The sequence below is a fragment of the Lactobacillus sp. YT155 genome, from assembly GCF_030504545.1.
Taxonomy (GTDB): domain Bacteria; phylum Bacillota; class Bacilli; order Lactobacillales; family Lactobacillaceae; genus BQUT01.
This window is the reverse complement of record NZ_JAUKWP010000001.1, coordinates 506,583-524,474: the sequence shown is the minus strand read 5'-3', so window position 1 is coordinate 524,474 and position 17,892 is coordinate 506,583. Positions and strand designations below refer to the sequence as shown.

Sequence of the window (17,892 nt, the reverse complement as noted above, 5' to 3'; positions counted from 1 at the left end):
AGTTTTCAAAGGTCTACCTTGTCGCTTGTTTGAAACAACTTATATATCATATCTTCAAAATTCAGTGTTGTCAAGGAATTTCACGAAGTTATTTAAATATATTTCGTTAAACGAATTAGTCGTTTTTGTTTTAAACAGCTTAAATATAATATCATCCAAAAACGGCTATTGTCAACACTTTTACTCAATTTAATAATTTCTTTATTTTAAAGTATGCATCATTGATCAACTGAGCCACCATATAACCAAGGGCAATAGCGCCTGTAACCATTGCTACGACAACTAATAGCTGGATTGCTTGGTCCATATTGCCAATAACCAAAGTCCTAACTGCTTTATAAGCTGAAACTCCTGGCACCAAGGGAACCAAGGCCGGAATATTGAATAAAATAGCTGGCATTTTTTTATATCTGGCAAAAACTAGCCCCAATAATCCGGCAACTAATGCTGCTGTGAAGTTCGAAAATACCCTGCCAATTCCTAAATGGAAGAAAAACCAATAGACTAACCAGCCAGCTGCTCCAGATATTCCACATGCCAAAAGTGCTTTTCTCGGATTATTGATGATAACAGCAAAACCGACTGTCGCAGCAAATGCAAATGTTATTTGAATAAGTAATTCAACAAAAATATTCATCATCAATCACCTCACAAGAAAATTTTTAAAACAACAGCAATTCCGATTCCAATTGCCAGAGCACTCAAGAGTGCTTCAACACCACGGGCAATTCCTGCTAGTAGATGTGACTCCAATAAGTCACGCAATGAATTAGTTAAAGGAACTCCAGGCACTAAAGGCATCACGGCGCCGACTAAAATGTTGTCAACGTTATGTCCTAGTCCAAGACGTACTCCTAATACCGTTAAAAGACCAACTACTATAGAAGAAAAAAATTCTGACATGAATTTTAGTTTGAGTTTTTTATTGGCAATCGTGTACAAAACAAAGGCCACCGTTCCTAAGACAGCAGAGATTGGAAAGTCGACCCAATCATATTCATCAACAAAAAGAATCATCAAAGTCGATGACACCACAGCAGCCGAAATTGCTTGCAACCAAAACGGAAAATCACGAACATCTTCTTCGATGTATCTCAATTTAATTGCCAGCTCATCCAGACTGATGTCACCAGCCACGTACTTACGGGACAATTCGTTAACGCGGTTAACTTTTTCCAAATTAATCGTTCTAGTTTTAATTTGTTTAAGTTGCATCCCTGAAGATCCGTCAATTCCCAAAGCAATGGCGGTCGGCGTGCTAAATACATTCACATTTTCTAAGCCACTGGCGTTAGCCATGCGGGTCATCGTGTCATCAACTCGATACATTTCAGATCCACTTTGGACCATAATTTTACCGGCTAAAAGACAAATGCTTAGAATCTTTTCTGCTTGTTTCTTTTCTTCCATAACAATTCTCCATAACAAACTAATCAACTCATTATATAAATTACTCTACTAAAAGTAAAAAAGACTTCCCTATTTGAAAGTCTTTTTAAGATTTACTTAACGATTCAATATCTATCACCTTGTCAATCCAACTACTATCATAGAAATCTTCCTCATGTGTCACTAAGACAACAGCTCCTTCAAAATGAGCTAGCGCATATTGAAGAGACTTTTTTGAGTCGTCATCTAAATGATTAGTTGGCTCATCCATAAACAAAATATTCGCATCATTAAACATCAAATCCGCCACTTTGACTTTGGTTTGTTCGCCACCAGACAAAGTGTGGATTTGTGATAATGTTTGTTGAGCCGTCAATCCGGTTTTCGCCAAATTTTGACGAATCACTTTTTGCTCTGCCTCTGGATGTAACTTCTTGAGTATCTCAAAAGGCGTGTCGAACTTATTGTCCCACTTCAAATCTTGCTTGAAATAACCCATCTTTATTACTGGTGAAACTGCCACAGTTCCCGAAATTGAAGGAATCTCACCAATTAAAGTCTTGATTAAGGTTGATTTACCGATTCCGTTAAAACCTTTAATAACTAATTTTTCACCAGAAATAATTGAAAAGTTAAACTCATTTTTGAGAATTGGGCTGTCATAACCAATCACCAGGTTATTGGTTTCCATCAGCATTTGACTGTGAGCCGTCACCTCATAAGGAAACGAGATTTTAGGGATTGGTCGGCTTTCTGGAGGTGTGATTACTTCCATTCGATCCAATTGTTTTTGTCGACTTTTTGCGCTTTTCGAACGAGACCCTGCTTTGAACTTCGCAATATAGGCTTGTTCTTTGGCAATTTTTCGTTGTTGATTTTCATAGGCTTTCAAATAAGTCTTCTTATTCTCTTCTTTTTGCTTGAAAGCTTGCTTCAAACTACCGGTATATCTAGTAATCTTGCCGAATTCAATGTCACAAATACAATTGGTTATTTTTTCTAAAAAGTCGTAATCGTGAGAAATAACGATAAATGCCCCTTCAAAGTTATTCAAATAACCTTGCAACCATTCAATATGGTTCGTATCCAAGTAGTTTGTTGGCTCGTCTAGTAACAAGACATCTGGTTGTTGCAACAACAACTTCGCCAAAATAATTTTTGAACGTTGCCCACCACTTAACTCCGACACATCGTTGTCATAACCCAAGGCATCAATCCCTAGCCCGGTAGCAACTTGTTCAATTTTGGTATCAATGTCGTAAAATCCCGATATATCCAAAGTTTCTTGGAGTTTACCAGCTTTTTGTAATTCTTCATCATTAGGATTATTGCTATAAATTTCTAAAATTTGAGCTTCTTTTTTAAACATCTCATCAAAAGCAGTTTTCAAAAAATCTCGAATACTTAATCCAGGAGTCAATTTGGCATACTGATCCAAATATCCCAAAGAAATATTTTTTTGCCATGAAATCTGAGCTTCATCAGCATCAATTTGACCCGTCAAAATTTTGATTAAGGTACTCTTACCGACACCATTTTGGCCAGTAATTCCCATGTGATCTTCTTTATTTAATTGTAACCTTGTGTCATCGTAAAGTTTCTTATCTAAAAATTGATGACTCAAGTTTTCTATTGTTAAAACACTCATTATTACCTCTGCATTAAAAAAGTCGAGACTATAAGAGCAGCCACGACTTTTATATTTTGTATATTATAGGAATGGAACGGTAATTGCTGTGTCATAATTTTTTGAATAAATATGATATTGTCCATAACCACCGAAGACAAAACCATTTTCTTCATTCAATTCATTTTGACGTGTCATCTCGGTGTCTAAAGTCCTTGTTTCCAGTCCCAATTGTTTTCTAGCCATATCCGAAACCCTTTGTAATTCTTCCGTTGAAGGAATTTCAACACTTAGACCACTTGGATAATTAGAGTAGGGTAGTGTCACACTGTTCCCATGAACATAGTCCGATTTCATATTATTAGCGGCTCCGCGATAGCTAGAAGCTAAGGTTGTCATATCATCAAAAGTTAAATCAGTCTTCATTGAACCAGAAATACTATTCAAAACCTTCTGATATTTTGTTAAAGTATTTGCAGAAAGTAGCTTCTGAATGATTGCTTCAATAACTTGACGTTGACGTTTTTGACGACCGTAATCTCCTTCGGGGTCTTCATGTCTCATTCGCGCATAGGCCAAGGCTTTATCCCCTGTCAAAAACATTTTTCCTTTTTTAAAATACTGTCCGCCAGTGGCACGACTTGTGAAGGTGAAAGGTACGTCAACAGTGATGCCACCAATACCATTTACAATTTTTGTTAACGAAGAAAAGTTAACCATCATGTAATAATCAACTGGTACATTTAGTTGTCTTTCAACTGTTTTTATTGCTAGTGACAATCCACCCATACTGTAAGCAGAATTTACTTTTTGAATAGTATAACCATTTAAACTTGCTGATCCTTCAGAAGCAAATTTCGTGGGAATTTTGATTTCTGTTAAGGTATCACGCGGAATACTGATTAGTTTGGTTTCTTTTTTCTTAGGATTAACAGTTGCCAAAATTAGTGTATCAGAATTTCCTTGATCTGTTCTTCCCATTCCACCTGTATCTGCACCAATTAATAAGATACTAAATGGTTTGTTTTGAGAAATTTTCTTGGAAACTGATTTACCAGCAACTTGTTGGTATGAGTTCCCCAAAGCATTTTGAGTTTGTGAAAGCAGACGAACTGCATAAGCACCTACAGTAAAAAGCATTATGGTTAAGAACAGAAGTGATACTTTAAAAATCACACCTTTGCGGCTTCGTCTTTTTTTACCTTCTTGTAACTTTTGAGAGCGAGACATTCGTGGCTCATCATTTTGATATTGATTACTCATTTGTTTCCTCTACTAAACAGGTTTAATGATTTGCATTATATCACTCTTATTTTGTCTTGATTCGATTTATTAACAAACCTATAAAATAACTTAAAACTTCAAAAATTGAGATAAAGAAAGTCACCGGTAAATTAGTGTAATAACCTAAAACAAGCCCTAACCACACACCCGCTAATGCCAGCCCAATCGATACTGCGAACAATCCAGGGATTGTTCTTGCAAAGAATTTAGCTGTGGCTCCGGGTAAAGTCAGTAAAACAAAAACTAGCAGTGATCCTACAACTTGAGCACCAATACTAACTGATAATGCCACAGTAATCAAGAAAATTACCGATAGAAAAATCGTTGGTAAGCCAGCGGCTTTAGCACCAATTGAATCGAAAGAGTCAAAAGTTAGTTTCTTGAAAAACAGCATTACAGTAATAAGAACAACTGCTGCCAAAATTATTAGTTCTAATAGATTTTCCTTGCTGATACCCACAATACTTCCAAATAAAATATTGGTAGCATAACTACTTGTTTTGGCCGATAGTGCCAAGAATAAAATCCCAGCTCCAATAAATAGAGAAGAAATAGCACTAGTTGAAGCTTCACTTCGCTCTTTTTGTGAACTCATTGAACCTACCAGAATAGAACTAACTAACGTAAACAAAATCATCCCTGTTAATGGAGCAATGCCTACTAACACTCCAAAAGCTGCCCCAGCAAAGCCAATTTCTGACAGCGTGTGTGAAAGAAAAGACATGTTTCTGGCAACTACAAATACACCAACTACCCCACAGGTAATGGCAATAAAAGTACTAGCAACAAACGCTTGACGCATAAACTCATATTGAAACATACTCAATCCTCAAACACCTTCTCACTCAATTCAGAAACATCTTTCATATCAATGTGATGATTTTCAAAAAAGAGACACTTTTGAACATACTCTTTAACCAATAAATAATCATGACTAATAAAAATCACCGTCAATTTTTGCTCTTGGTTAAGTTTTTGCACAACTTCCATCAACTTCTCTTTTGCTGAACCATCCAAACTCGCGGTTGATTCATCCAAAATCAAAACATCAGGGTTATTAACAATTGCTTGAGCCAAGTAAGCTTTTTGCTTCTCTCCGCCGGAAGCCAATCCTAAAGGTAAATCTTTGATTTCAGTTAATCCGGTTTGCTCCAAAGCCTGAGCAAGTTTGTCTTTATCGGTTTGATTCTTAAAAATCATTCCCGACTTCTTCAGATTAAGTTCAATGAAACTAGCGATACTCAAGGGATAGTCACTATCAATGTTACGAAATTGAGGGACGTATCCAAATTTGAACTTACTCTTGGAAAGTTTTATCGTTCCTGAACTTGGTTTTTCCAGCCCCATCAAAATCTTAATTAAAGTTGTTTTCCCGGAACCGTTTTTTCCTACAACACCAACAAAATCACCATCATTGATGGTGAAATTGGCATTCTCAAATAATTTTTTATCAGAAAATTCTTTACTTAAATCCTTAAATTCTATCAAATTAAACCCCTAGTTTGTCTAAATATCCATTTATCCAATCAACATAACTTGTCTTGGCAGGCAATGTTTCTGTTACATAAATGATTGGCACATTATTTTCTTTAGCAATCTTAACAATCTTGGTAACAACATTGCTATCAACTTGCTTATTCACCACTAAGAAATCAACCTTATGATTGCGAAGTCCAGATTCCATTTCTTTCATATCTGAAATCGCTGGATCGGTTCCATCTTCTATTGCTTTGGCGAATTTTTTATTTTCTATCTTAACACCAACATCTTCTAATAAATAGGAAAAGACTGGTTCGCTAACGTATGCTCTTTTTCCATTTAGCTTCTGTTTCAAAGTTTTTTCACGAGCAATAATATTATCTAATTTTGTTAAATAACTTTTAGAATTCTTTTCAAATAACTTCTTATGTTTAGGATCTTTTTTAGAAACTTCCTCAGTAATAGTTTTAACCAGTTTCTTCATATAATGGATATCAAACCAAACATGTTCATTTTCACCATCTGAGAGCTTGGCAATATCCTTGCTAACATTGATTAAGTCGCTTTGATCCTTCAATTTCAAAATCCAATCGTCATATCCTAAACCATTGGCAATTAAAATATCAGCCTCAGCAACTTCCTTGGCTGTTTTGGTATCAGGATTAAAGTCATGTGGATCAACATTGGCAGAATGAATAATCGCCTCAACATCCCCATGATCTTTGACGATATTTTTGGCAATATCAGCATAGGTTGAAATTGAGGTGACGATTGTCACATCTTTGTGTTTACCAGAATTGGCTTGACTCCCACATCCTGCAACAATTAATAAACTTAAAATTAAAACTAAACTTGTTAGATATTTCTTCATTAGACCTTCCTTCTTAAAAAAGCAAAAAAATAGATAAGCAATAATTCACTTATCTATTTTAAATCATTACCAAACTTGTGTATAGACACCATTTGAGTAAACACGATATTGTGAGAATGGAGCGCCTTCACCTTGATGATACAAGTTAATCAAGTATGCTGAAGCACCATTGCTATCAGTAACTGTTCCGTTATATAAAGCAGAAAGTCCTGTTTTATCAATTGTTAACTTATCTAACAAATATTTCACAGCATCATTTCCATTGGTGATATTAACCGTAGGAGTTGTGTTGGTGTTGTTATTTTCGTTTTCTTGTTGCGTATTGTTATCTGTATTAGTATCAGTCTGATTATCGTTTTCAGTTGTTGTATCTGTCTTTGGTTTTGCAGGAGTTTTTTTCTTCTTAGTTTGTTCAGTTTTTGGTTTATCATTATCTGAACTTGAACTAGCTTGATTGCCACATCCAGCTACTGAAATAGCTAAAATACTTAATGCTAGAATAGAAATTTTCTTAATCATAATTATCATTCCCTTTCCTGATACCTTATATCATATCTGTAACACAACTGTAACACAAGCAAAATTTGTTAATTTAACATTTTTCTTAATATTTAATCAATTTCGTCTAAAATTGTTCGCGCAACCGTTGCATCAGTAGGATAAGGCTCATCGACACCCTTAATTTTTTGGTAAGGATCTGCCCCTTTGCCAGCTATTATAACAATACTATTTTCATTACTCATCTCTAACGCTTGCGAAATTGCTGAAATTCGATCCAAAACAATTTTTGTAGTGACTTTTTGATGATCAACTTTGGCATCAATTTCTTCACAAATGTCCTGTGGATTTTCGAATCCTGGATCATCGGTAGTTAGAATCGCTTCATCAGCATATTCGTTCAAAGCTCTGGCAAAACCTTCACGTCTAGAAATTCCTTTATCGCCTGTGCTACCAACTACGACAATAATCTTGGCGTTTGCATGATTCTCTTTGGCAAAACTCAATAGAGCTTTCATACTGGCGTAGTTATGAGCATAGTCAATATACACAAAACCATGTTTTTTAGTTTTAATTGCTTCCATTCTTCCTGGAACGACCGTTTCAGCCAAACCTTGAGCAATTTCCGTCCTATTAGCACCAGCGATATTAGTAGCTATTGCAGCAGCGGTTGAGTTGCTTTCATTAAATACACCCGGCAAATTAACTAAGTAATCGGCTTCGATACCCATCTTCTTAGCCTTATCACTTTGAGCAATTAACTGAAACTTCCCTTTAGTAGGTTCTGTTTCTTGATCAATGAACTGGAAATCAACCTCGGTTTCTGTCTGCGAATAAAGATAAATATTTTCAGCAGTTACATGACTTTTTGCTTCATCGTATACATCTTCAAAATGTTCGGTGTCCTTATTAATAATACAGATGTTTGAATTAGCCATGATCTGCTTTTTACAGTAAAGATAATCTTCAAATGTTGGATGTTCATTTTTCCCAATATGATCAGGAGAAATATTTAAGAAGATTCCCACGTCATATTGTAAGTTATAAACTCGATTCTTCTTATATGACTGCGAAGAAACTTCCATAACCAGATGAGTCATTCCATTATCAACACTCGCCCGCATTTCTCTAAACAAATCAAGCGATTCAGGTGTGGTTAGCTTCGACTTGAATTTCATTTCTGGTTCTTTACCCACAATAGTATCCATGGTTGAAATCAAGGCGGTTTTTTGTTGGTTCATTTTTTCTAGAATTGAGTAGGTTAAGTAGGCAGAGGTGGTTTTTCCCTTAGTTCCGGTGTAAGCAATGATAAACAATCGTTCTTGAGGATTATCAAAATACATGGCACTTAATAATGCCATTGCTTTTTGAATGTCAGTCACAATAATGGCATTAACATCGTCAACGTCGTCATATTTAACTTCTGAAACATAAGTTGTCACTCCCTGAGTGATTGCCTCTTGTAAATATTCTTTTTTAAAAGACATCCCTTTACAAAAAAACATGGTATTCTCTTTGATGTCTTTGGAATTGTAACTAATATAATCATTGACTAGATTTTCATTGGCTTCCACACTCACCAGTAATTCGTGAGTTCGTAACAACTTGATTGCCTCTTTGATTGATATGTTCATTTCGCACCTACTTAATTAATTTTCTAAAGGTAGATAAATAATAAAACTTGTCTTCTTATCATTTGATTCTACCATGATTTTACCCCCATGCATCTCAACCATGCTTTGAGCAATTGCCAATCCCAAACCTGTTCCTCCGGTCTCTTTGGAACGAGATTCTTCAACGCGATAAAATCTTTCAAATAATGAGTCTAGTGAATCCTTAGGAATTTTCTTTCCATCATTAGAAATTCGAATAACTGCGTATTCATTATTCTTCACTGCTTCTAGCCAAATATATTTGGCACCTTTTCCATATTTAAAGGCATTAGAAATCAGGTTATTAAAGACTCTTCCTAGTTTATCAGTGTCAGCTTTCATCTTGAAAACTTGTGGATCAGTTTGCGAAATTATTTCAATATTTCTCTTCTTAGCTTCTAACTCATATTCGGCGGCAAATTGTTCCATCAATTGGCCCATATCAAACTCACTTATATTTAATACCGCATCAGAATGTTGCGCATTGGTGTAATCAAATAAGTCATTAACTAACACTTGCATTTGTTGCGATTTCAAATAAGCAATATGAGTATATTTAGCAATTTCTTCTTTACCCAAATTCTGAGAATTCTCAATCAACCCCAAGTAACCAATAATTGAAGTCAAAGGTGTTCGAATATCGTGACTCACGTTAGTAATTAATTCATCTTTACTATTCTCTAGCTCACGCTCATCTTCGACCAGTTTAGTAGTGTTAGTAATTAATAAGTTAATTGCCGATACCGTTGTTTGTAAATTCTTGTTAACTTTAATATCTAATTGTTTCATACTGCCGTCAATACTCTCATGAACGGCATTTGTTACATATCTAACTTCATACTTTTTGTACTGTCTTCTGACCTGTAAAGAAGCGGTTGCCAAGTTGACTATAAGTAAGAAAATCCACTTTGCCCAAATTTCTAAACAGGCTGTTAAATCAAGTTCATAATCAAAGAAAAATTGAAAATCAGCATCGATCATTGGTTGGAACAAAAAATATTCAATTCCAGTTAATAACAAAAAAGTGCCAACCCCCATTAGGATTAACACGAATGTTTGCCGAGTAGTTAATTTGATACTTTTTTTACTCATTCAGCTTAGGCCTCCACCTTGTAGCCGACGCCCCAGACAGTTTCAATAACTTTTTCGCCATCAGTTGCTTCTTCTAATTTGTCTCGCAAGTGACTCACGTGCACCATAACTGTTTTAGCAGAAATGACACTCTCTTGTTTCCAAACACGTTCAAATATTTCATCTGCAGAAAATACTCGATTTGGATGACTTGCTAATAAATATAGAACCCCAAATTCAAGAGCGGTTAATTGAACTTTTTTACCATCAGAAGTTACCACTTCATGTGAATCCTTATTAATAGTTACAGGACCAATGTCCAATTTGTCAGGAACATCTTGAGCAGCTTGTTGTTCGCTTCTTCTAAGTAATGACTTGACACGCGCCATAACTTCCAAAGGATTAAATGGTTTTGATACATAATCATCAGCACCAGTAATAAGTCCTTGAATTTTGTCCATATCAGCAGTTTTTGCTGAAACAATAATAATTGGAATTTGTGAATCCTTACGGACTTTCTTAATCACTTCAATTCCAGTCATATTTGGCATCATCACATCCAAAATCATCAATGCGATGTCAGGATTATTTTCTAATTGTTCAATAGCTTCTTGCCCCGAAAAAGCCGTAATTGGTTCATAGCCTTCATTTTTTACATAAATGCTTAATAATTCAACAATTTCTTTATCATCATCCACGACTAAGATTTTCATAATAAATCTCCTCAGATTAATTGAGTAAAACTCTCATATGTTAATATTATAGCAAACATTAAAAAAACCACTATTAATTAAAGGTAGAACTTAAATGAATTTTATAAAAAAACGTGCAAGATTCATTCTTATCATCATTTTTTCAGCGATAATCTTATTCTTTACCCTCTCAAAAAACGACTTTGTTATGCAACATACGGGGAGAATTGCCTTAGTCTCTAATCTGCTAAAAATCTTCAGCGGCGGATTTTTAATCTACGGAATTGTCCAATGTTTCCGAGTAAAATAAAAAAAGGCCTACGCGGTCTTTTTTATTTAAAAGGATTCCATCTTTCCCAACTATTAATTGGCTCTGCTTTTGCATCGTATTTCATATATTCGTCACTAATGTTAAGTCTAATAATTCTTGGGATATCTTCTCTTTTAATTAGCTTAGCCTGTTTCACGTAAGAACCCTTATGTTGTAAAATCACATAATTCATTCCTTTTTCCGGTATCATTCCTACTTCAAATTTTAACCACTCACCATCACCAAAAGGATTATTGGTAACCCATGCTTTGACTGGTTGTGCTACTGGTCTTTTTTTATTTTTGCCCTCTACTTCAACTGTTTCAATTTTTGTAGGAGTTTTCTCCGGGACAATTCCGTATTCAGTTTTCATTGGTAAAAACGGATTAAAACGATTTATTATGTCATTGTTCGTCCCACGTCCATAACTCAAAACACCTAGAAAAATAACAAAAATTGTTATTGCTCCTAAAATGATGTTGCGATAGATTTTTCCACGATTTACTTGCTTATCAATTTTTTTAGTCACAGTATACTCATCCTCTTTCAATAATGTTTCAACAGGAATTTGATATAGATCGGCTAACTGTGTCAACGAATAAAGACTAGGAATAGTCTTATTATTTTCCCATCGTGAAATAGCTTGTCGAGTAACAAACAATTTTTGTGCCAATTCATCTTGAGAGTAATTTTGCTTTTCACGATATTTTCTTAAGCGTTGTCCTAAATCCATAAATCAATCTCCTGTTTTACTTAAGTTAAAGGATATCTTCAGTATAAAACAAGCAACGAATATGTTACATAATAAAAAGAAGAGTGAACTTCTAAAGAAGTTACTCTTCTTTTTTAATCTTCTACACTATAATTTGGTGCTTCTTTAGTAATTTGCACATCGTGTGGATGTGATTCAACTAATCCGGCCCCAGTGATTTCTACAAACTGAGCATTTTCTCGTAATTCTTCAAGATTAGCCGCACCAACGTATCCCATTCCTGAACGAATTCCTCCAACTTGTTGGAAAATTGTGTCAGCCAGTGTCCCTTTGTAGGCAACACGACCTTCGATCCCTTCGGGAACCAATTTGTTAGCTTCGTTCTTACCGTCTTGGAAGTAGCGATCTGCTGAACCATGAGACATAGCAGCCAAACTTCCCATTCCACGATAAGTCTTGAAACGACGACCATGGAAAATTTCAAACTCACCTGGTGTTTCATCAGTTCCGGCTAACATGCTACCTAACATAACCGCATTACCACCAGCTGCTAGAGCTTTTACAATATCGCCAGAATACTTGATTCCACCATCAGCAATAATTTGTTTTCCATATTCTTTAGCAACATTAGCTGCATCATAGATAGCAGTAATTTGGGGAACTCCGACACCGGCAACCACACGTGTTGTACAAATTGAACCAGGTCCAATTCCGACTTTAACAACATCAACACCAGCATCAAATAATGCGCGAGTACCTTCTGCAGTGGCCACGTTTCCAGCAATCAATGTAACGTCTGGGTATGCTTTTCTGATTTCAGAAATCTTTCTAAGTACCCCGGCAGAATGTCCGTGGGCAGTATCGATAATAATTGCATCCACACTGGCTTTGATCAAAGCATCAGCACGGTCAAAAGTATCACTTGTGACACCAACTGCTGCACCAACCAAAAGACGACCATTGTCATCTTTAGCTGAATTAGGATATTGTTTAACATTTTCAATGTCTTTAATAGTAATCAGACCAGTTAATTGTCCTTGGTCGTTAACTAAAGGAAGTTTTTCAATTCGATTTTGTTGTAGAATTGCTTCGGCTTCTTTTAACTTAGTATCAGCAGGAGCAGTTACAAGTTTTTCAGCTGTCATGACTGAAGAAATTGGGACGTTATAATCACTTATAAAACGTAAATCACGATTAGTTATGACACCAACTAATTTTTTTGACTCAGGGGAATCAACAATTGGCACCCCAGAAATTCGATATTGGCCCATTAATTGATCAGCTTCTGAAACTAAACGATCACCAGTTAGAAAGAATGGATCAGTGATAACCCCACTTTCTGAACGCTTAACTTTTCGAACTTCTTCAGCTTGACGTTCAATGGACATATTCTTATGAATGACACCCATTCCACCTTGGCGGGCCATAGCAATCGCCATCTTTGCTTCGGTGACTGTATCCATACCAGAACTGATGATAGGAGTTTTTAAATTCAAGTTGTTACCTAATTTAGTCGACAAGTCGACCTCGTTTGGTAATACATGACTTTCAGCTGGAATTAACAACACATCATCAAAGGTATAACCCTTCTTTTTAAACTTATTTTCCCAATTTGACAAAATCGAATCCTCCTAATTTTTTAAGTATTAGTTTACGTTTCAGAGCTTGCCACGTCAACAATTATCTCTGCATAATAAAAAACCTTTCTATTAAGTTAGAAAGGTTTTTTATTATTTCAAATTACTTCTTCTATAATCCATCAATTCATGGCTAAGCTTTTCTGTTTGGCTATAAACTTGATGATAGATTTGATACATTTTTGCGTAATCAGCACAGTTATCAGCTTTTGGTTCATAAACTTTGTCATAACTTACAAAGGCATCAACCGCATCTTGTAAAGTGTCAAACCAACCAACACCGTTAGCAGCAATCATGGCAGCTCCAAGTCCAGGACCTTGTTCGTTTTTCAAAGTAACGACTTTTTTATTAAAAATATCAGCCTGAATTTGTAGCCATAGCTCACTTTTAGCACCACCACCGATGGCAATAACCGTATCAATATTGCTATCTTTTTCTTCAAAAATATCAAGAATATCTTTGAAACTAAAAATAATTCCTTCTAAGACAGCTCTAATGAAATCATTCTTCTTGTGCATGCGATCAATTCCAATGAAGCTCCCACGAATATCCGCATCAGCATATGGAGTTCTTTCGCCAGACAGATATGGAGTAAATACTAATCCATTAGCGCCAACTGTTGATTCTTCAGCTAGTTTCATCCATTCAGTAAATGAATAATCTTCGCCAAAGGTTTTCTTAAACCAAGAATTAGCATCTCCTGCTGAAAGTGTTACTCCCATTGCATAGTAGCTGTTAGGAATTGCGTGGTTAAAGAAATGAACTTGACCATGATAGTCGACTGACGAATCCTTCTCATACTTCAACATAACTCCGGAAGTTCCGATTGAACTCATAATTGTGTTGGGTTTCAGAATTCCTGAACCAACTGCTCCGGCAGCATTATCAGCAGCACCACCAAAGACTTTTGTCTTCGTTGATAGTCCAGAAAATTCCGCAAAATTCTCTGTAATTGTGCCAACTTCATCAACTGATTCAATTAATTCTGGAAAAATTTCTTTTGGCAAATCAAAAGTAGAAATTATTTCATCAGACCATTGCTTGTTTTTAACGTCTAAAACAACTGTACCGGCGGCATCGGAATAATCCATACCTAACTTACCAGTCATTCTAAATCTCACATAATCTTTAGGAAGCAAAACCGTCTTTGCTTGCGCAAATAATTCTGGTTCGTTTTCTTTAACCCACAAAATCTTAGGTAAAGTAAATCCTTCCAAAGGACGATTCCGGGTAATTTCAATAAAACGATCACCCATTTTTTCTTCAATTTCTCTTACTTGTGGAGTAGTTCTAGTATCATTCCACAAGATTGCTGGACGAATGACCTTATTGTCCTTGTCCAAGAGAACTAATCCGTGCATCTGTCCCGAATAAGAAATCCCTTCAATTTCATCAGCACTTATTCCGTCGTTAAGTAGCAGTCTAACAATTGCTACCGTCGTTCCTAAAACCCAGTCTTCGGGGTTTTGTTCGGAATAACCTGGTTGTTCTTGAAAAACTGGATAATCATAACTTTCTTGAGCAACAATTTCACCAGCTTTGTTCAAAGCAGAAACTTTCACCGAACTAGTTCCTAAATCTACACCTAAAACTACTTTCATATCTAAATACCTCTCACGTTATTAAAAAAACGAACAGACAAAAGTCTATTCGTTTTCTCGAACTATTTGCCTAAAGTTGAAAAAATGTAGTTATTCAATGTTGCTTTAAGTTGTTCTAAATGACCAGATTTAGTTGATTCAATTAATTTTTCTTGTGGTATATCAATAATGTAATCTTCTAATTCTTTGAAAGTAACTTTTCCAGATTCGAAGTCAGCACCAATTCCTGAATCAAATGAACTGTATCTGTCAGTAATAACATCATCCAATACTTTGTCTTCAATTAAACGACTAGCAACTTTTAGACCAGCAGCATAAGTATCCATACCTGCTGTATGAGCAAGGAACAAGTCATCCATAGTGAATGATTGACGACGAGGTTTAGCATCAAAGTTCAAACCACCTGTCTTTAGTCCACCATCTTTAAGCATTTCATACATAACAAGTGTTGCTTCATAGATGTCGTTAGGGAATTCATCAATATCCCAACCAATTAACTTGTCACCCATATTAGCATCAAGTGATCCTAATAGACCAGCATCACGAGCTACTCTAACTTCGTGTTCGTAAGTGTGACCTGCAAGGTAAGCATGATTTCCTTCCAAGTTAAGTTTGAAGATATCTTCCAAACCATATTCTTTAAGGAAAGCAATTGTTGTTGCAGCATCTGTATCATATTGATGTGATGTTGGTTCTTTTGGTTTTGGTTCTAGCAAGAATTGACCTGTGTAACCAATTTCGTTAGCGTAGTCTTTTGCCATCTTGAAGAACTTAGCAATATGTTCTTGTTCACGCTTCATGTCGGTATTTAGAAGTGATTCATATCCTTCACGACCACCCCAGAAGACATAGTTTTCGGAGTTAACGCGTTTAGCAATTTCTAGTGAGTGTTTGATTTGTGCTGCCGAGTAAGCCAAGATATCAGCGAATGGAGCAGTAGCACCACCAGCTACGAATCTTGGGTTAGTGAATAAACTAGAAGTATTCCAAAGAACTTTCTTACCAGTTTCTTGCATCTTTTCAACAATCTTGTCGATAACTTTGTCCAAGTTTTCATTGGTTTCACGTAGTGTGTCACCTTCTGGAGCTAGGTCACGATCGTGGAATGCAAAATATTCAACATTCATCTTGTCTAAGAATTCAAATAGGTAGTCTACTTTTGCCAAAGCTTGTTCCATAGGATCTGTGATGTTGTCCCAAGGTCTTTGAGCAGTTCCGTCACCAAATGGATCCACTAATCTTTGATCCATTGTGTGCCAGTAAGCAACTGAGAATTTGAGCCATTCGCTCATTTTCTTACCATTAATCATTTCATCAGGATTGTAATAATGGAATCCATCTCCAGCTTTTAATCCTTTAGTTCCAACATATTTAACTTTTTCTTGTGTAAATAAACTCATAATATTTCTTTCTCCCTTTTCTATTTTTCTGTGTCATCAAGTTCTGTATATTTGAAATAATCAAAATCAGCAGGTTGGTGATATCCACTGTAATCAACAGCTGCCATTCCAGTGAATGCGCCAGTGAAGAAACCACCCATTGTTTGTACCACATAATCATCAGATAAAATGGCGGCATCCAGTGTTACTGGAATATCTGTCCATTTCTTACCATCAAATGAATATGCGTAGGAATAACTCTGAGTTCTGACTTTTGATTTCAGGTATACATACTCAACTTCATCAGGTATTTCAATTGCATTTTCTTTTAGATAACTTGTTAAGTTGTTACGATTGTTTTCAATGACTTCGATAACTCGTTTCTTTTTCTTCTCGTCCCAAGTTATTTCTACCATTGAAAAATGTTTAGTGTTGTAATAGTTAGTTAGTCCAGCAAATTGTTGATATGAGAATGGATTAAACTTAACTTTTGTTTCTGCATCAAAGTTAAAGGCTTGCCATCTTCTAGCAACATGTGATTGTGTAAATGTCGAACCAAGTGATTCGTTTCCATATAATCTTAAGAATCCTGGTTTTTCAGTTAACGAACCTAATTTTTCAGTAAATGGAATTCTTAAAGTATTGAAATTAACATTCAAAGTGTCACTATCAAAATCATCTTTTTCTGGATAAGTTGATTCCCATTTATGTTCTTTTGTATCTTTAGGTCCATCAACATATCTTTGTCCACCGTGACCGCCAACAACTCTTGGCCAACCTTCGTCATCCCATTCAACTTTTTGAATAGCTGTTTCTCTACCTAAAGTGCTCCAGCCTCTTGGATCATAAGCACTTTCATTTTTATGATTCCATGGACGTGCACAAAGTGATGCGTAATACCACTCTCCACTTGGAGTATCAACTAAAGCTCCATGACCTTGTTTTTGAATATAACTATCAGGAGTATCAAAATTAGTTAAGAATACATCGCCAGGCTCAGTTTCAAATGAATGAGCATCCAACGTCTTTGATCTACCAACCACTTCTTGATGAGTAAAGACTGTTCCACCTTGAGCGGCAAAGATGTAGTAATATCCATCTTTTTTATATAAATGTGGTCCTTCAACCAATTTAACATCTGTACCATCATAGATAGTACGAGCAGTTTCAGGTAACAATTTCATTGTTTTAGTATCAAATTCTGTAAGAGTAATTCCATCAAAAGGATGATTATACTCTCGGTGATCCCAAGTTTGTTGAACTAAATATTTCTTGTCTCCGTCGTGGAATAAAGAAGCATCAAAACCGACACCGTTAACTTCAATAGGTTCACTCCAAGGTCCTCTGATATCAGTGGCAGTTGTTAAGTAGTTATGCATATCTTTAAATGGACCATCGGTAACTTTCACATCTGTAAAAATCAACCAAAACTTGCCATCTGCATATGATAAATCTGGTGCCCAGATACCTGCTGAATCGGGATTACCTTTCATATCTAAATGTTTAACAGTGCTTAACGGATGCGTAATTAATCTCCAATTAACTAAATCTTTTGATTCATGAATTTGAACTCCAGGAAACCATTCGAAAGTCGAATTGGCAATATAATATGTATCATCTACTCTTATAATGCTTGGGTCAGCATTGAATCCAGGTAAGACTGGATTAGAAATTTTCAACATAATTCAA

Annotated in this window: 16 protein-coding genes; all 16 read right to left on the bottom strand. The window is 35.7% G+C overall.

The genetic code is table 11. The annotated features are described in order from the left end of the window. Positions 1 to 184: 184 nt before the first annotated feature. A complete protein-coding gene (locus Q2T76_RS02775; protein ID WP_302083920.1) occupies positions 185 to 637 on the bottom strand; it encodes a threonine/serine exporter family protein in 453 nt (150 codons plus the stop codon). Positions 638 to 648: 11 nt separating this feature from the next. Further along, positions 649 to 1,410: a threonine/serine exporter family protein gene (locus tag Q2T76_RS02770; protein ID WP_302083874.1), complete on the bottom strand. Its 762-nt coding sequence runs from the start codon at positions 1,408 to 1,410 to the stop codon at positions 649 to 651. An 85-nt stretch (positions 1,411 to 1,495) separates the two neighbouring features. Continuing rightward, a complete protein-coding gene (locus Q2T76_RS02765) occupies positions 1,496 to 3,037 on the bottom strand; it encodes an ABC-F family ATP-binding cassette domain-containing protein (protein ID WP_302083873.1) in 1,542 nt (513 codons plus the stop codon). A gap of 63 nt (positions 3,038 to 3,100) precedes the next feature. After that, positions 3,101 to 4,279 (bottom strand): LCP family protein, encoded by a 1,179-nt coding sequence (locus tag Q2T76_RS02760; protein ID WP_302083871.1) that lies wholly within the window; start codon positions 4,277 to 4,279, stop codon positions 3,101 to 3,103. Positions 4,280 to 4,325: 46 nt separating this feature from the next. Continuing rightward, complete coding sequence (locus Q2T76_RS02755; protein WP_302083870.1) at positions 4,326 to 5,120, bottom strand: metal ABC transporter permease; 795 nt, start codon at positions 5,118 to 5,120, stop codon at positions 4,326 to 4,328. 2 nt (positions 5,121 to 5,122) lie between these two features. Continuing rightward, positions 5,123 to 5,788 (bottom strand): ATP-binding cassette domain-containing protein, encoded by a 666-nt coding sequence (locus tag Q2T76_RS02750; protein ID WP_302083868.1) that lies wholly within the window; start codon positions 5,786 to 5,788, stop codon positions 5,123 to 5,125. A gap of 1 nt (position 5,789) precedes the next feature. Beyond that, a complete protein-coding gene (locus Q2T76_RS02745) occupies positions 5,790 to 6,650 on the bottom strand; it encodes a metal ABC transporter solute-binding protein, Zn/Mn family (protein WP_302083866.1) in 861 nt (286 codons plus the stop codon). A gap of 66 nt (positions 6,651 to 6,716) precedes the next feature. Then, entirely contained in the window at positions 6,717 to 7,169 is a 453-nt protein-coding gene (locus Q2T76_RS02740) for a hypothetical protein (protein WP_302083864.1), read from the bottom strand. 92 nt (positions 7,170 to 7,261) lie between these two features. Beyond that, entirely contained in the window at positions 7,262 to 8,782 is a 1,521-nt protein-coding gene (locus Q2T76_RS02735; RefSeq protein WP_302083862.1) for a UDP-N-acetylmuramoyl-L-alanyl-D-glutamate--2,6-diaminopimelate ligase, read from the bottom strand. Between the two features lie 15 nt (positions 8,783 to 8,797). Continuing rightward, a complete protein-coding gene (locus Q2T76_RS02730) occupies positions 8,798 to 9,892 on the bottom strand; it encodes a cell wall metabolism sensor histidine kinase WalK (protein ID WP_302083861.1) in 1,095 nt (364 codons plus the stop codon). Between the two features lie 5 nt (positions 9,893 to 9,897). Beyond that, positions 9,898 to 10,584: a response regulator transcription factor gene (locus Q2T76_RS02725; protein WP_302083860.1), complete on the bottom strand. Its 687-nt coding sequence runs from the start codon at positions 10,582 to 10,584 to the stop codon at positions 9,898 to 9,900. Positions 10,585 to 10,895: 311 nt separating this feature from the next. Next, the gene (locus tag Q2T76_RS02720) at positions 10,896 to 11,606 is read right to left on the bottom strand and encodes a helix-turn-helix domain-containing protein (RefSeq protein ID WP_302083858.1); all 711 of its coding nucleotides are present in this window, start codon (positions 11,604 to 11,606) and stop codon (positions 10,896 to 10,898) included. A 113-nt stretch (positions 11,607 to 11,719) separates the two neighbouring features. After that, on the bottom strand, positions 11,720 to 13,204 hold the full coding sequence (gene guaB, locus Q2T76_RS02715; RefSeq protein WP_302083856.1) for an IMP dehydrogenase: 1,485 nt from the start codon (positions 13,202 to 13,204) through the stop codon (positions 11,720 to 11,722). Positions 13,205 to 13,315: 111 nt separating this feature from the next. Next, on the bottom strand, positions 13,316 to 14,824 hold the full coding sequence (xylB, locus tag Q2T76_RS02710; RefSeq protein WP_302083854.1) for a xylulokinase: 1,509 nt from the start codon (positions 14,822 to 14,824) through the stop codon (positions 13,316 to 13,318). A gap of 62 nt (positions 14,825 to 14,886) precedes the next feature. Further along, positions 14,887 to 16,224 carry a xylose isomerase gene (gene xylA, locus Q2T76_RS02705; protein WP_302083852.1) on the bottom strand — a complete coding sequence of 446 codons (1,338 nt, stop codon included), beginning with the start codon at positions 16,222 to 16,224 and terminating at the stop codon, positions 14,887 to 14,889. 20 nt (positions 16,225 to 16,244) lie between these two features. Then, a complete protein-coding gene (locus Q2T76_RS02700; RefSeq protein ID WP_302083850.1) occupies positions 16,245 to 17,885 on the bottom strand; it encodes a glycoside hydrolase family 43 protein in 1,641 nt (546 codons plus the stop codon). Positions 17,886 to 17,892 lie beyond the last annotated feature (7 nt).